Origin of the sequence: Micromonospora sp. C41, assembly GCF_018070485.1 — a bacterium.
In the GTDB taxonomy this organism is placed as follows: Bacteria; Actinomycetota; Actinomycetes; order Mycobacteriales; family Micromonosporaceae; genus Micromonospora; species Micromonospora chalcea.
On the sequence record NZ_JAGPXP010000003.1, the window covers coordinates 275,483 to 290,201 of the forward strand.

At 73.3% G+C, this 14,719-nt stretch carries 16 protein-coding genes and 1 pseudogene; 6 read left to right on the forward strand and 11 right to left on the reverse strand.

Annotated features, from left to right (window positions below; all coding sequences use genetic code 11):
• Window positions 1-83: 83 nt before the first annotated feature.
• Window positions 84-356 (forward strand): annotated as a pseudogene (locus KBX43_RS05355) (3-methyladenine DNA glycosylase); the annotation flags it as partial.
• A gap of 24 nt (window positions 357-380) precedes the next feature.
• Here KBX43_RS05355 and KBX43_RS05360 read toward each other — a convergent pair.
• The 9 genes from KBX43_RS05360 to KBX43_RS05400 form a co-directional block, all read right to left on the reverse strand.
• Window positions 381-1,514, reverse strand: a complete 1,134-nt coding sequence (locus KBX43_RS05360) for a cellulose binding domain-containing protein (RefSeq protein ID WP_210883531.1) — start codon at window positions 1,512-1,514, stop codon at window positions 381-383.
• An 87-nt stretch (window positions 1,515-1,601) separates the two neighbouring features.
• Window positions 1,602-2,174 carry a GNAT family N-acetyltransferase gene (locus KBX43_RS05365; RefSeq protein WP_064447008.1) on the reverse strand — a complete coding sequence of 191 codons (573 nt, stop codon included), beginning with the start codon at window positions 2,172-2,174 and terminating at the stop codon, window positions 1,602-1,604.
• A gap of 49 nt (window positions 2,175-2,223) precedes the next feature.
• The gene (gene arfB, locus KBX43_RS05370) at window positions 2,224-2,649 is read right to left on the reverse strand and encodes an alternative ribosome rescue aminoacyl-tRNA hydrolase ArfB (protein WP_104113890.1); all 426 of its coding nucleotides are present in this window, start codon (window positions 2,647-2,649) and stop codon (window positions 2,224-2,226) included.
• 9 nt (window positions 2,650-2,658) lie between these two features.
• Window positions 2,659-2,955 (reverse strand): hypothetical protein, encoded by a 297-nt coding sequence (locus tag KBX43_RS05375; RefSeq protein ID WP_043325976.1) that lies wholly within the window; start codon window positions 2,953-2,955, stop codon window positions 2,659-2,661.
• Between the two features lie 152 nt (window positions 2,956-3,107).
• Window positions 3,108-3,968: a S1C family serine protease gene (locus KBX43_RS05380; protein ID WP_210883534.1), complete on the reverse strand. Its 861-nt coding sequence runs from the start codon at window positions 3,966-3,968 to the stop codon at window positions 3,108-3,110.
• A gap of 39 nt (window positions 3,969-4,007) precedes the next feature.
• Complete coding sequence (locus KBX43_RS05385) at window positions 4,008-4,967, reverse strand: VWA domain-containing protein (RefSeq protein ID WP_104113889.1); 960 nt, start codon at window positions 4,965-4,967, stop codon at window positions 4,008-4,010.
• On the reverse strand, window positions 4,964-5,980 hold the full coding sequence (locus KBX43_RS05390; RefSeq protein ID WP_064447005.1) for a DUF58 domain-containing protein: 1,017 nt from the start codon (window positions 5,978-5,980) through the stop codon (window positions 4,964-4,966). Before KBX43_RS05390 ends, KBX43_RS05385 begins: the two co-directional genes overlap by 4 nt.
• Complete coding sequence (locus KBX43_RS05395) at window positions 5,977-7,026, reverse strand: MoxR family ATPase (protein WP_043325980.1); 1,050 nt, start codon at window positions 7,024-7,026, stop codon at window positions 5,977-5,979. Before KBX43_RS05395 ends, KBX43_RS05390 begins: the two co-directional genes overlap by 4 nt.
• 192 nt (window positions 7,027-7,218) lie before the next feature.
• Window positions 7,219-7,740 (reverse strand): hypothetical protein, encoded by a 522-nt coding sequence (locus KBX43_RS05400; RefSeq protein ID WP_043325982.1) that lies wholly within the window; start codon window positions 7,738-7,740, stop codon window positions 7,219-7,221.
• A gap of 281 nt (window positions 7,741-8,021) precedes the next feature.
• Here KBX43_RS05400 and KBX43_RS05405 point away from each other — a divergent pair, with 281 nt between their 5' ends.
• A complete protein-coding gene (locus KBX43_RS05405) occupies window positions 8,022-9,014 on the forward strand; it encodes an endonuclease/exonuclease/phosphatase family protein (protein ID WP_210883536.1) in 993 nt (330 codons plus the stop codon).
• A gap of 1 nt (window position 9,015) precedes the next feature.
• On the opposite strand, the gene cimA is transcribed toward KBX43_RS05405, so the two are convergent.
• The gene (cimA, locus tag KBX43_RS05410; RefSeq protein ID WP_210883538.1) at window positions 9,016-10,614 is read right to left on the reverse strand and encodes a citramalate synthase; all 1,599 of its coding nucleotides are present in this window, start codon (window positions 10,612-10,614) and stop codon (window positions 9,016-9,018) included.
• 318 nt (window positions 10,615-10,932) lie between these two features.
• On the opposite strand from cimA, the gene KBX43_RS05415 reads away from it, so the two are divergent.
• The 4 genes from KBX43_RS05415 (at window position 10,933) to KBX43_RS05430 (ending at window position 13,475) form a co-directional block, all read left to right on the forward strand.
• A complete protein-coding gene (locus tag KBX43_RS05415) occupies window positions 10,933-11,493 on the forward strand; it encodes a peroxiredoxin (protein ID WP_030500869.1) in 561 nt (186 codons plus the stop codon).
• Window positions 11,494-11,495: 2 nt separating this feature from the next.
• On the forward strand, window positions 11,496-12,026 hold the full coding sequence (locus tag KBX43_RS05420) for a carboxymuconolactone decarboxylase family protein (RefSeq protein WP_104113885.1): 531 nt from the start codon (window positions 11,496-11,498) through the stop codon (window positions 12,024-12,026).
• A gap of 193 nt (window positions 12,027-12,219) precedes the next feature.
• On the forward strand, window positions 12,220-12,684 hold the full coding sequence (locus KBX43_RS05425; RefSeq protein WP_030500871.1) for a hypothetical protein: 465 nt from the start codon (window positions 12,220-12,222) through the stop codon (window positions 12,682-12,684).
• A gap of 50 nt (window positions 12,685-12,734) precedes the next feature.
• Window positions 12,735-13,475, forward strand: a complete 741-nt coding sequence (locus KBX43_RS05430; RefSeq protein ID WP_043330569.1) for a tyrosine-protein phosphatase — start codon at window positions 12,735-12,737, stop codon at window positions 13,473-13,475.
• Window positions 13,476-13,527: 52 nt separating this feature from the next.
• Here the strand turns inward: KBX43_RS05430 and KBX43_RS05435 are convergent, their stop codons facing one another.
• Window positions 13,528-14,622 (reverse strand): branched-chain amino acid aminotransferase, encoded by a 1,095-nt coding sequence (locus tag KBX43_RS05435; protein ID WP_210883540.1) that lies wholly within the window; start codon window positions 14,620-14,622, stop codon window positions 13,528-13,530.
• Window positions 14,623-14,719 lie beyond the last annotated feature (97 nt).

Genomic DNA, 14,719 nt, shown 5'->3' on the forward strand with positions numbered 1-14,719 from the left:
GGGGCACTGACGCGAAGCGTCCGCGCCACAGGATCACTGCGCTCCCTGGTGTTCATGCGTCGGCGGAGAACCCGAAGATCAGGAATCTCTACAAGTGGGCGTACAAGCTGTCGCCGCTGGTCTGCTCGGAACTCGTGGCCGACTGCTTCGAGCTGGCCCGGGAGATCCGGACGCTGGACATGCGCGCCAGCCCGTACGACCTGGCCGCCCTGGGCTACCCGCCGGTGCCGGTGGAGACGCCGGAGGGCCGGGCCGAGTACGCCACCGCGCAGCGCGGGTTCGCCGAGCGTGCCGCCGGGTTGCGCGCCCGGCTGCTGGCCGCGCTGGACCGGGCGGTGCCGGCCGACCACCGCTGAGCGGGGCCGGCCGGCACGCGACGGTCAGCTCGGCGCGCAGGTCAGCGCCGGGCTCGGCGCGGTTCCCTCGGCCAGGAACCCGAACGTGGTCTGGGCGGCCGGGGCCAGCGCGCCGTTCCAGCTCGCGTTCCGGGCGGTCACAGTGGTTCCGCTCTGCGTCACGTCGGCGCTCCACGCCTGGCTGACCCGCTGTCCGCCGGCGAGCGGGAAGTGCACGGTCCAGCCGGCGATCGGCGCGACGCCGTCGTTGCGCACTGTCACCTCCCCCTGGAAGCCGCCCGGCCACTGACCGGCGAGGCGCCAGGTGGCGGTGCAGCCGCCGGGCGCCGACGTCGGGCTCGCGGTGGGCGACGGGCTGGTCGTCGGTGACGGGCTGGCCGTGGGCGACGGCGTGGGGCTGACGGTCGGGGACGTGGTCGGGCCGGGCGTGGCGCGGCCGAGCGCGGCGACCAGCGCCGGGTACCACCTGTCGGACATCTTCTGGTCCCCGGCCGCGTTCGGGTGCACCCCGTCGTAGGTGTCGGTGGCGGTGCTGAACCCGGTCCACTGGTCGACCACCACGATCGGGGAGGCGGCCGTGGTCTTCCCGGCCGCCCAGCCGTCGATGAGCGAGTTGAGCGCCACGGTCCGCTGGCCGCACTCCGGGCAGCTCGCCGGGTTCATCGGGATGATCTTCGCGACCAGCACGGTCGTGGCCGGGTTGGCGGCCCGCATCTGGTCCACCAGCTTCGAGTACGCGGCGAGGATCGTGGCGGGCGCGATGTTGCTCCACACGTCGTTGGTGCCGAAGTGCATGAGCACGACGTCCGGGCGGGTGGCGGCGAGCCAGCCGGGCAGCAGGTTCTGGTTGGCCACGTTCGTCGCGAGGTAGCCGCCGTGGCCCTCGTTGTCGCCGTCGTAGGGCACGCCGCAGCCCTGCGGCCCGAGCGTGCCGACGAAGTCGACGTCGGTGTGGCCGGTGGACTGGAGGCGGTTCCAGAGCAGGGCGCGCCAGCAGCCGGGCGACCCGGTGATGGAGTCGCCCAGTGGCATGACGCGGACCGGCGTGGCCGCCGCGGCGGCCGGGGGTGTGGTGGCGGTGAGGGCGAGGCCGAGAGCGAGGACCGGTAGCAGCGCGGCGAGCACGGTCAGCGCGGCGCGTACGGGGTTTCGGGACATGCGGAAGGGACTCCTGTCACTGTGACGTGGTGGTCGGTGACGGCCCTGAAGCTCCCGTACGCATTGAAGCGCTTCGACGCCTCCGGCTCAACCCTCCGGGTGCCCCCGGTGCCGGTTCCACTCCGGAGCGAGGATCGACATGACAGTGGCGTCCACCCAGCCGTCGCCGTCGCGCAGCACCTGCCGCAGCGTCCCCTCGGCGACGAAGCCCACCTTCTCGTAGGCGCGCCGGGCACGCGGGTTGAACGCGAACACCTCCAGGCCGATGCGGTGCAGGCCGAGCTGCTCGAAGCCGTACCCGACGATCAGCCGCACCGCCTCGGTGCCGAGGCCGCGGTCGCGGCCGCCGGGACCGATCAGCGTGCGGAAGTTGCAGCTCGCGTTGGCCCGGTCCCACTCGTTGAGGACCACCTCGCCGACGCAGGCGCCGCCGGCCCGGTCCACCACCGCGAGGTCGAGCCGGTCGTCCTGGCTGTTGCGGGTGCCGTACCAGGCGCGCAACCGGGCCGGTTCGAACGTCTCGCCGGCCGGGCTGCCGGTCAGCCGGACCACCTCCGGGTCGGCCAGGATCTCCGCGAGCGCCGGCAGGTCGTCGTCGTGGAACGGGCGCAGCGCCACACGCTCGCCGGTGAGCGTGGGCTTGACGGAGAAGTCGATCACGGGGCGGAATTCTCCGGTCGGCGCGCCGGGCGGTTCAACCGTTTTTCGGTCACTCGCCGTCCACCCGGCGGTCGCGTTTGCGCTGGGACTGACGCTTCTTCTCGGCCAGCCGGCGCTCCTTGGCGCCACGGGAGGGGCGGGTCGGGCGGCGCGCCTTCGGCGGCGGGGCGACGGCCTCGCGCAGCAGCGCCGCCATCCGTTCCCGGGCCGCTTCCCGGTTGGCCAGTTGCGCGCGGTGCTCACTGGCCGTCACGGTCAGCACGCCGTCGACCAGGCGTCCGGCGAGCCGGGTCAGCGCCCGTTCCCGCAGCGTCTCCGGCACGCTCGGCGAGCGGCCCAGGTCGAAGCTCAGTTCCACCCGCGAGTCGGTGGTGTTCACCCCCTGGCCGCCGGGCCCGGACGACCGGGAGAACCGTTCCCGCAGCTCGACTGCGGGCACCACGAGCCGATCGGTCACCCGCAGTCCGTCGTCCACTCCCCGAGGCTAGCGCCCGGCGCGGTGACTCGGGGTGGGGGTGGCGCTCGGGGTGGGACCGGCCCGTTCCTCGCCGCCGCCGGAGGCCGCGTACGCCGCCGCGCCGACCAGCAGCAGGGCGATCACCGCGAGCTTGACGACCACGCCGCGAATCGCGAGCCAGGCGTTGCGGCGGGCGCCCGGCACGCTGGTCCGGATCGTCTGGTAGTCGGTCCAGCCGCGTTTCGCACGCGCGTAGGACGCGCCGACACCGGCGCCGATGATCAGGCCCATCACGAGGAGGGCCGCAATGACAGCTTGCTCCACCTCCGCCAGTATCCATACTCAGCGTAATATTTCTATGCCCCAATGATCCCACGCCGGATATCCGACAGTTCGCACCGATCTTGCAGTGCTTGTGCAGGTCAGCGCCGCGCGAAGCGCCGAGGCGACCCGCGCGGGAGACCGCGCCCGGTGACTCAGCCGCCCCGGCCGATGATGGTGTCGGCGGTCTGCTGGACCTGGTCGATCGGGATGGCGAAGCCGATGCCGATCGACCCGTTGCCGTCGATGGTGGCGATGGCGGTGTTCACGCCGACCACCTCACCGCGCGCGTTCACCAGCGGCCCGCCCGAGTTGCCCGGGTTGATGGAGGCGTCGGTCTGCACCGCCGTGTGCCGGCCGTTGCCGATCCGCACCTGCCGGTTGAGCGCGCTGACGATACCGGCGGTGACGGTCCCGGCGAGCCCGAGCGGCGACCCGACCGCGAGCACCGGCTCCCCCACCCGGGTCGAGTTCGCCTTGGCCAGCGGCAGCGGCGGCAGCCCGGCGGACGCGGGCACCTTGAGCACGGCCAGGTCGCTGGCGGGTTCCCGGCCCACCACCTCGGCCGGGAAGCGACGCCCGTCCGAGGTCTCCACAGTCACCGCGCCCGAGCCGCCGCGGGCCAGGATGTGGTCGTTGGTGACGATGTGCTGCTCGTTGTCGATGGCGAATCCGGAGCCGGACGCGGACGCGCCGGATCGGCCCCCGACCATCACCGAGACCACGCCGGGCACCGTCTTGCCGGCGGCGGTGACCAGTTCCGCGGGCACCGGCGCGGCGGATGCCGCGCTCGGCCCCGGCGAGCCCTGGTCGGCCGCCCAGGTGCCGGCCACCGCGCCGGAGACGGTGGAGAGCGCCACCACCGCCGCCACGCTCAGCAGCCGGTGCCGCAGGCTGCGCCGTCCGGCCTCCGGCCCGCCCCCGGGTACGTCCCGGTGGCCGCGCCCGTCCGGGTCCAGCTTTGGCGAGACGAACCACGGTCCGCGTGGCTCGCCGAGTCCGGTCTGCACTGCCATGCCTGGCTCCTCACATGTCGTGCGGTAGTGGTGTGCGGATCAGGGCAGCCGGGAGAACCACCGCAGCGAGCCGGCGGCGGCGCCCATCGCCAGGACCAGCCCGAGGCCGATGAAGCGGGCCGAGATGTCCTGCCGTTCGGTGCGGTAGCCGACGGAGGTGCCGATGTCCTCGTAGACGTCCTTCAGCTCGGCGGTGGTGGACGCCTCGTGGAATCCGCCACCGGTCTGCTCGGCGACCGCCCGCAGCGTCTGCCCGTCCACCGGCACCTGGATCGCCCGGCCGCCCCGGTCGACCGAACCCCCGGGCGTGCCGAAGGAGATCGTGTGCACCGGGACCTTGGCGGCGACGGCCTGGTCGGCCGCCTCGATCGGGTCCATCCCGGAGGTGTTCGCGCCGTCGGAGAGGATGATGATCCGGGCCGGCGGCGGGTCCTTCGCGGCAGTCGCGTCAAGGCTCTTGACCGCGCCCAGCGAGGTGCTGATCGCCTCGCCGATCGCGGTGCCCTGCACGCCGGTGATGCCCTCGGCCAGCCGCCCGATGCCGTCGTGCAGCGCCTCCCGGTCGGTGCTCGGCGGCACCAGCACCGCGGCGCTGCCGGCGAACGCGACGAGGCCGACGTTGAACTCGTCCGGCAGCCCGTCGACGAACCGCCGGCCGGCCTCCTTGGCCGCTGTCAACCGGTCCGGGTCCACGTCACCGGCGAGCATCGAGGTGGAGACGTCGACGGCGACCATCACGGTGGCCCGTTCCCGGGGGACCCGCACCTCTGCCTCGGGGCGGGCGAACCCGACCACGAGCAGCGCCAGCATGGCCAGGAACAGGCCCGCCGGCACGTGCCGGCGCCAGGCCGGGCGGCGCGGGGCGACCCGGTCCAGCAGGCGCAGGTTGGTGAAGCGCACCGCGTACCGGCTCTGCCGCCGTTGCAGCACCAGGTAGCCGGCGACCAGCGCGAGGACGGCGAGCAGCAGCCAGAGGCGGGCTGGTGACTGCCAGGTCATGCGACACCTCCGCGGGCGGCGGCCGGCACGGTGGCCAGCCGGCGCTGCTCGTGCACGTGCCGCACCACGTCCGCGCACCAGTCCCGGTCGGTGCGCAGCGCCATGTGGGTGGCGCCGGCCCGGCGCAGCGTGTGGCGTACCTGCTCGCGCTGCTCGGCGGCGGCGCGCGCGTACCGCTCGCGCAGGTCCGGGTCGCCGGTCCACACCTCGCGGTGCCGGCCGCTCTCCGGGTCGACGAGCGTGATCAGCCCGACGTCGGGCAGTTCCAGCTCGCGCGGGTCGGTCACCTCGACCGCGAGCACCTGATGACGGACCGCGAGGCGGCGCAGCGCCGCGGCCCACGGCGGGGGCGCGGCGTCCGGGTCGTCGGGCAGTTCGTCGAGGAAGTCGGAGACGATCACCACGAGCCCGCGCCGGGTGGCGACACGCTGCAGGCCGTCCAGGCCGTCGGCCAGGCCCGGCCCCGCGGCGGGCGGGCGTGCGCCGGCCGCGCCCGCGCCGTCCGGGTCCCGCCGGTCGTCGGTACGCGGAGCGCCGAGCAGCGCGCGGAGCAGCCCGAGCAGATGGGTACGCCCGCTGCGGGCCGGGAATCGGCGCAGCCCGTCGGGCGTGAGCACCTGCGCGCCGAGCCGGTTGCCGACTCCGGCGGTGAGGAAGCCGATCGCTGCGACAGCGGCCACCGCCAGCTCCCGTTTGTCCAGCGTGGAGGTGCCGTACTCCATGCTGGGGCTGGCGTCGACGAGCAGCCAGGTGGTCAGTTCCCGGTCCGCGTCGACCTGGCGGACGTGCGGCACCGTGGTCCGGGCGGTGACCGCCCAGTCCATCCGGCGTACCTCGTCCTCGCCGGGGCGGTACTCCCGGCTGCCGGCGGCCTCGCTGCCCGGCCCGGGCAGCAGGCCCCGGTACCGGCCGTGCAGCAGGCCGTCGAGCCGCCGGGTCACCGTCAGCTCCAGCCGGCGCAGCCGCTGGTCGGGCGCGAGGTCGGTCAGCCCGGGCTCGGCCGCGCCGGTCATGCCGCCGCCAGGTCCGGCGCCGCCTCGGTGGGCCCGTTCACCAGCCGGGGTGGTGGCACCGCCTCGATCACCCGGCGCACCACGTCCTCGCCGGAGATCCCGTCGGCGACCGCGTCGAAGGTGAGCACGAGCCGGTGCGCCAGCACGTCCACCGCCAGGTCCCGGATGTCCTCGGGGAGGACGTAGTCGCGGCCGTGGATGAGTGCCTGCGCGCGGGCGGCGGCCACCAGGCCGAGCGTGGCCCGGGGGCTGGCCCCGTACGCCAGCAGCGGCGCGATGTCGGGCAGGCCGAAGCGTTGCGGGTCGCGGGTGGCGAGGATGAGGCGGACCACGTACTCGGCGAGCGCGTGGTGGACGAAGACGTCGGTGGCGCGGCGCTGGAGTTCCCGCAGCCGGATCGGGTCGAGCACGGTGCTCGCGGTCGGGCGCTCGGTGCTCATCCGGTAGAGGATGGCCAGCTCGTCGGCGTCGCTCGGGTAGTCGACCACGACCTTCATGAGGAAGCGGTCGCGTTGCGCCTCGGGGAGCTGGTAGACGCCCTCGGACTCGATCGGGTTCTGGGTGGCCAGGACCAGGAACGGCTCCGGCACCGGCCAGCTCCGCCCGCCGATCGAGACCTGCCGCTCGGCCATCGCCTCCAGCAGGGCCGACTGCACCTTGGCCGGGGCCCGGTTGATCTCGTCGGCGAGCACGAGGTTCGCCATGATCGGTCCCAGCTCCACGTCGAACTGCTCGGTCGAGGCGCGGTAGATGCGGGTGCCGACGATGTCGGAGGGCACCAGGTCGGGCGTGAACTGGATCCGGGAGAAGGTGCCGCCGACCACTGTGGCGAGGGTCTGCGCCGCGAGCGTCTTGGCCACCCCCGGTACGCCCTCCAGCAGGCAGTGACCGTCGGCGATGAGGGCGGTGAGCAGGCGTTCGACGAGCCGATCCTGCCCGACGATCACGCGTTTGACCTCGGCGAGGGTCTGTTCCAGCTCGACGCCGCTCGCGTCGGCATCGACCGGGCTGGGCACGCTGGCCAGGGTGTCCGAGATGTCCGTCACGGTGCTTGCTTCCCGGGCCGGACCGGCGACAAACGTCGGATTATCGGACCCGGACCGGCAGTGGCCGAACCGGACGGGCAGCATCTCCCCGATCGGGCGGCAACGGCGCGAACCCCATCGGTCCGGGCGGGACCGGGACGGAACACGACACCGGCCCCCGCCGCAGCGGAGGCCGGTGCGCGGCCGGACGGGTCAGTTGGCGACCAGGATGTGGAACGGCCGGTCGGCGAAGCCGCCGGTGGAGTTGCGGGTCTGAACGAAGACCGCGTTGGGGGTCAGCGTGCGCGGCGCGGCCGAGATCTCGCCGCCCGGCGGCACGTTCGCCGAGTCGTTCGTGCCGATCGAGACGTGGTACGCCTTGGCGGACACGTCGTAGTCGAACAGCACCTGGTACTGCCCGGCGGACACGCCCGGGCCGGGTACGAACCGGAGCGAGGACACCACGTTGCCGGAGTGCTGCAGCAGCGTCCCGTTCGCCGACACGACCGCCCAGGCGACCTGACCGGGGGCCGGCGGGGCCAGCGTGGCCCGCATGGCGGCGCGGGCGGCCTGCCGCTCGGCGGCGGTCACCGGCGGCTGTGCGGTGCTGTGCCGGGCGCCGGGCTGGGGTCGCGCCTCCGCCTGGGCGGCCGCGGCGATCCCTCCACCGGCCAGGGTGAGGGACAGCGCGGCGAGCGCCACCACCGTCGCCTTTCGCTTGAAGAATGTGGCCATGAGTTCTCCCTTGGTTAAACCGTGGTGATACGGCGACTGCGCGCGTCAAATTGCGGATCATCGGGAATCCGCCCGGGGAGCGCACCGCTCGTGAGCTGGCCTTACTACAGAGAGTCGCGACGTCTCAACCAGGGGGAACGTAGCACCGGAAAACGCGGGCGGTCAATAGCTCATATTGCGTGTCCGACCGATCGAAAAAGTGCTCAGAAATTGCGGTCGAGCATTCACGAAATTGTTTCGCCGGGCATCGCGGCAGCGCGGACCCGGGTAGCCTGACGGCCATGATCACAGCGCCGGACCTGTCCCGGGGCGGCACCCGGGGCGGCCGCTGGGCCACCGCCGCGTGCTGGCTGGCAGCGGCGCCGGTCGCCGCCTGGGCGCTGGTACGCCTGGCCGGGCTGGAACGCGGTCCGCTGGTGCTGGCGATCGCCTTCACGCCGTACGTCGCCGCGCTGGCCCCGGTCGTGGCGGTGTCGGCGCTCGCCCTGCGGCGCCGGGCCCCGGCGGTGGTCGCGGCCCTCGCCGCGCTGTCGTTGATCGGCGCGGTGGCGCCCCGGGCGGTCCCCGACGCCCGTCCCCCGGCCGACGGGCCGACGCTGCGGCTGCTCACCGCCAACCTGCGCCTCGGCTCGGCCGACCCGGCGGGACTTGTCGACCTGGCCCGGGTCCGGCGGGTGGACGTGCTCACGGTGCAGGAGCTCACCCCGGCGCTCGCGGCCGAGCTGGACCGGCTCGGCCTGGCCACGCTGCTGCCCTACCGGTCGCTGAGCCCCGAGGTCGGCTCCACCGGCTCCGGCGTGTACGCCCGCCACCCGCTGCGCGACACCGGGCACCGCCGCAACAAGGGGTTCTTCTTCACCCAGGCGTACGCGACGGTGACGGTGCCGGGTGCGCCGCCGTTACGGGTGGAGTCGGCGCACCCGGCCGCGCCGTACGCGGTGGACGTGGTGCCGGACTGGTGGACCGACCAGCGCGCCCAGCCGCCGGCCACCCCGGACGGCGGGCTGAGCGTGCTGGCCGGGGACTTCAACGCGACGCTCGACCATGCGGCGCTGCGGGAGCTGATCGCCACCGGTTACACCGACGCGGCGGACGCGGCCGGGGCCGGGTTCGGCGGCACCTGGGGCCCGTACGACGGCGACCCGATCCCGCCGGTCACCATCGACCACGTCCTGGTGGACCGGCGCATCGCGGTGCGCGCCGCCGGCACCTTCCCGGTGCCGGGCAGCGACCACCGCGCGTTGCTGGCCGAGCTGCGCCTGCCGGCCGGGTGAGTCAGGCCGCGGTCCCGCCCGTCACCCGGGTCCGGTCCAGGCCGTAGGTGAGCGCGTCGACGAGCGCGTGCCAGCTGGCCTCGACCACGTTCGGGTGCACGCCCACGGTGGTCCAGTCGCGGCCCGCCCCGGCGGTCTCCACGAGTACGCGCGTCACCGCGCCGGTACCATGGCTGCCCTCCAGGATGCGGACCTTGTAGTCGGCCAGCTGGAACTCGCGCAGCTCCGGGTAGTGCCGGGACAGCGCCACCCGCAACGCCTCGTCCAGCGCGTTGACCGGGCCGTTGCCCTCGGCGGTGGCGATCACCCGCTCGCCGCGTACCCGGATCTTCACCGTGGCCTCGGAGACCACCGCGCCGTCCTCGCGGTGCTCGACCAGCACCCGGTACGACTCCAGCGTGAACGGCCGGACCGGCGCCGCGCCCGGCAGTTCCGAGCGGACCAGCAGTTCGAACGAGGCGTCGGCGGCCTCGAACGACCAGCCATCGGCCTCCAGCTCCTTGACCCGCCCGGTGACCTTGGACAGGGTGTCCGGATGGCCGGCCAGGTCCAGACCGAGCTCACGGCTCTTGAGCTCGATGCTGGCCCGGCCGGCCATCTCGGTCACCAGGATCCGCATGTCGTTGCCCACCACGGTGGGTTCCACGTGGTTGTAGAGCAACGGGTCGACCTTGATCGCGCTCGCGTGCAGCCCCGCCTTGTGAGCGAAGGCGGCGGCCCCGACGTAGGCCTGGTGGGTGTCGGGGGCGATGTTGGCGATCTCGGCGATGGCGTGCGAGACCCGCACCATCTGTTCCAGGCAGCCCTCCGGTAGGACGGGCATGCCCAGCTTGAGCTGAAGATTGGCGACGATCGCGAAGATGTCGGCGTTGCCGGGGCGCTCGCCGTACCCGTTGGCGGTGCCCTGCACGTGGCGGACGCCGGCCTCGACGGCGGCGATGGTGTTGGCGACCGCGCAGGCGGTGTCGTTCTGCGCGTGCATGCCGAGCCGTTCCGGCGCGATCCCGGTGCGCGCCACCAGCCCTTCGATCACGGCGGTGACCTGGGAGGGCAGCATGCCGCCGTTGGTGTCGCAGAGGACGAAGCGCTCGGCGCCGGCGGCCAGCGCGGTCTCCGCCACGGCGGCGGTGTAGCCCGGGTCGAAGCGGAACCCGTCGTAGCAGTGCTCCCCGTCGACGAAGACCCGCCGGCCCTGCGCCACCAGGTACGACACGGTGTCGCGGATCATGGCGAGGTTCTCCTCGGCGGTGGTGCGCAGCGCGCGTTCCACGTGCCGCAGGTCCGCCTTGGCGACCAGGGCGACGGCCGGGGTCTGCGCGTCGAGCAGCCCGCGCACCTGCGGGTCGTCCTCGACCGCGAGGCCGGCCTTGCGGGTGGCGCCGAAGGCGACCAGGATCGCGTGCCGCAGTTCCAGCTCGGTGCGGGCCCGGCGGAAGAACTCGGTGTCCTTGGGCACCGCGCCCGGCCAGCCCCCCTCGATGAAGCCGACCCCGAGGTCGTCGAGCAGGCGGGCCACCGCCAGCTTGTCGACCACCGAGTACGTGAGTCCTTCGCGCTGGGCGCCGTCGCGCAGCGTCGTGTCGTACACCTGGAAGGTCATCGGAGTCCTCTTCTCGTGTCCGTCCTGGGGAGCAAACAAAAAGACCCCCCGCGGATGCGGGAGGTCTGCGCGCTCGGCGAGGGAAGGCCGGCGCGCTAGCTGCTAATGATCAGGACGAAGCTGGTCACGACCAGTACTCTGCCACCCCGCCCCCGCTTTTGGGAGGCGAAACCCATATTCCGGGACGATCGCGGGGCTGGTGACCGCCTTCACACCCGGCCACCGCCCACCACGAGCGCAAACAGGGCTGCGGAAGAATCTTGAACAGATCCAGTTACTGGCCCGGCGGTGCCGCCGGGTCACGCTCAAGGAGGACCCGTGCTCACTGTCGGTGACCACTTCCCCGAGTACGAACTCACCGCCTGCGTGTCGCTCGACGCCGACAAGGCGTTCGAGACGATCAACCACAAGTCCCACGAGGGCCAGTGGCGCGTCGTGTTCTTCTGGCCGAAGGACTTCACCTTCGTCTGCCCCACCGAGATCGCCGAGTTCGGCCGTCTCAACGGCGAGTTCGCCGACCGCGACGCCCAGGTGCTCGGCGTCTCCGTCGACAACGAGTTCGTCCACTACGCCTGGCGCAAGGACCACCCGGACCTGCGCGAGCTGCCCTTCCCGATGCTCAGCGACATCAAGCGTGAGCTGACCTCCGCCTGCGGCGTGCTCGGCGCCGACGGTGTCGCGCAGCGGGCCACCTTCATCGTGGACCCGAACAACGAGATCCAGTTCGTCATGGTGACCGCCGGTTCGGTCGGCCGTAACGTCTCCGAGGTGCTGCGGGTGCTCGACGCGCTCCAGACCGACGAGCTGTGCCCGTGCAACTGGAACAAGGGCGGCGCGACGCTCGACGCCAACGCGCTCCTCGCCGGCGCCGGGGCCTGACCATGGGCCTGGACGCGATCAAGGCGGGCCTGCCCGAGTACGCCAAGGACATCCGGCTCAACCTCGGCTCCACCATCACCACCTCGACGCTGAAGCCGGAGCAGGCGTGGGGCACCGCCCTGGCCTGCGCGGTGGCGGCCCGCAACCCGGTGGTGCTGCGGGAGATCGCCGCCGAGGCGGCCGGTCACCTCACGCCCGAGGCGGTCGCGGCGGCCAAGGGCGCGGCTGCGGTCATGGCGATGAACAACGTCTACTACCGGGCCAAGCACCTGATCGGCGACGAGCAGTACGCGTCGCTGCCGGCCCGGCTGCGGATGCAGATCATCGCCCGCCCCGGCGTGGAGAAGACCGACTTCGAGCTGTGGTGCCTCGCCGTCTCGGCGATCACCGGCTGCGGCGTCTGCCTGGAGTCGCACGAGAAGACGCTGCGCGCCGCCGGGTTCAGCCGGGAGCAGGTGCACGAGGGGCTGCGGATCGCCGCCGTCGTACACGCCGCCGCGGTGACCCTGGACGCGGAGGCCGCGCTGGCCTGATCCACCGGCCCGGACGCGCCCGACCGGCGCCGCGCGGGCCGACCTCCCGAGGGGCCGGCGTCACCACCGTGGCGCCGGCCCCTCGGCGTCGGCGGGCCGGCCGCCGGCGGGTTGGTGCCCGGACAGGGTGGGTAACCCTCCCGACTGATGACGGCGCCGCGACGGCCGCGGCCCTGGGGACGGGAGGCGGCACATGGACGGACTGGACCCGCGCGCCACGCACGGCGGCACCGAGCCGATCCTCGACGACGGCCGGGGCACCGTCGCCGGGGGCGCCCCGGCGGGCGCCTTCGACCCGTGGCGCTACCGCGACGAGGCGGGCGTGGCGAGCGCCGACCTGACCGGCTACAAGGTCGAGGCCACCGACGGCGCCATCGGCAAGATCGACCGGGCGAGCCACGAGGTGGACGACAGCTACCTGGTCGTGGACACCGGGCCGTGGATCTTCGGCAAGAAGGTGATGCTCCCGGCCGGCACCGTGAACCACGTCGACCACGACGCCCGCACCGTGCACGTCGACCGGGAGAAGGACCAGATCAAGGCCGCCCCGGAGTACGACGAGTCCAGCCACGCCGACCCGGGCTACCGGGACCGGCTCGGCGGCTACTACGGCGAGAGCCACTCGGCGCTGCCGCCGGACGTGCCGCCGCGCATCTGACACCGCGGCGACGGCCGGCGGGGACGTGGGAACGCCCCGCCGGCCGTACCGTGTCGGATGTGGACGCCCCGCAGAGCCCCTTCCCCACCCTGTTCAACTTCCGCGACGTCGGCGGATACGCCGCTCAGGACGGGCGCACCGTGCGCCGCGGCCGGCTCTACCGTTCCGACTCGCTGCACCGCATCGACGAGACCGACCGGGCGGCGTTCACCGCGCTCGGCATCCGTACCGTGATCGACCTGCGCCGCCCCACCGAGGTGGAACGCGACGGGCGGGTGCCCGCCTACGACGGGCTCGCCTACCGGCACATCCACCCCGAGCACGCCGACTGGGGCGCGAACCGGTTCGACGCCTCCGGCGTCAGCCTGGCCCGCTACCTGGCCGACCGGTACGCCGACCTGGCGCGTACCGGGACCGCCGGGCTCGCCGAGGCGGTCGGGCTGATCGCGGACAGCGCCAACGCGCCGGTGGTGGTGCACTGCGTCGCCGGGAAGGACCGCACCGGCATCGTCTGCGCGCTCACGCTGTCCGTGCTCGGGGTGCCCGACGAGGACGTGGTCGCCGACTACGCGCTCAGCACCGCGGCGTCGCAGCGCTTCACCGAGTGGGTCCGCGCCACGCTGCCGGACGCGGAGGAACCGCCGCCGCCGTTCCTGGAGTCACCGGCCGAGACGATGGAGCTGTTCCTGGCCGAGCTGCGCGCCGGCCACGGCTCGGTCGAGGGTTACCTGAACCACGCGGGCGTCACCGAGACGCAGCTGGAGTCGCTGCGCACCCACCTGCTGGACTGACGCCGCGCGGTGAGCAGGGAGCGGACTCGCTGCTCACCGCGCGGTCGGGCGGTCAGATGACCCGGGTGACCCAGCCGTGCGGGTCCTCGGCGCGACCGCGCTGGATGTCCACCAGCTTCTGGCGAAGGGCCATGGTGACCTGGCCGGGCTCGCCGCCGCCGATGAGGAACTCGCCCTCCGGGAAGCGCACGCCGCCGATCGGGGTGACGACAGCGGCCGTGCCGCAGGCGAACACCTCGCGCAGCCGCCCGCTCGCCGCGTCGGCCTGCCAGTCGGCGAAGCTGACCGGCGCCTCCCGCACCTCGTGCCCGGCCTCGGCGGCCAGGGTGAGGATCGCGTCGCGGGTGATGCCGGGCAGGATCGTGCCGCCCAGCGGCGGGGTGACGATGCTGCCGTCGTCGTAGACGAAGAAGACGTTCATGCCGCCCAGCTCGTCCACGTAGCGCCGCTCGACCGCGTCCAGGAAGACCACCTGGTCGCAGCCGGCCTCGATCGCCTCGGCCTGCGCCGCGAGCGACGCGGCGTAGTTGCCGCCGCACTTCGCCGCGCCGGTGCCGCCGGGCGCGGCCCGGGTGTAGTCCGGCGAGACCCAGACCGTCACCGGCTTCACCCCGCCGGAGAAGTACGCCCCGGCCGGCGAGGCGATGACGCAGTACAGGTATTCGTTGGCCGGGCGCACGCCGAGGAAGACCTCGCTGGCGAACATGAACGGACGCAGGTAGAGGCTGGCGTCCTCGTGCTCCGGGATCCACGCCTGGTCGATCTCGACCAGGCGGCGCAGCGACTCCACGAACGTCGCCTCCGGCAGCCCCGGCATGGCGAGCCGGCGGGCGGACGCGCTGAACCGGGCCGCGTTGGCCTCCGGGCGGAACATCGTCACCGCGTCGCCGGTGCGGTACGCCTTCAGCCCTTCGAAGATCTCCTGCGCGTAGTGCAGCACCGCCGCGGCCGGGTCCATCGGGATCGGCGCGCGCGCCTCCAGGCGGGCGTCGTACCAGCCCTTGCCCTCGGCGTAGCGGATGGTGACCATGTGGTCGGTGAAGACCCGGCCGAAACCGGGGTTCGCCAGCAGGGCGGCCCGGTCGGCGGCGGATACCGGCGCGGGATTCGGACGGATCTCGAAATCGAGCTTGTCACCACCGCTCATCGCGCTGACCTCCCTGCGTGTTCACGGCATGCGGGATCGCACGCCGACGTCACTGGTGCCAGAAACTTACCCCGAACGGTCGTTCAGCGGATAGGTC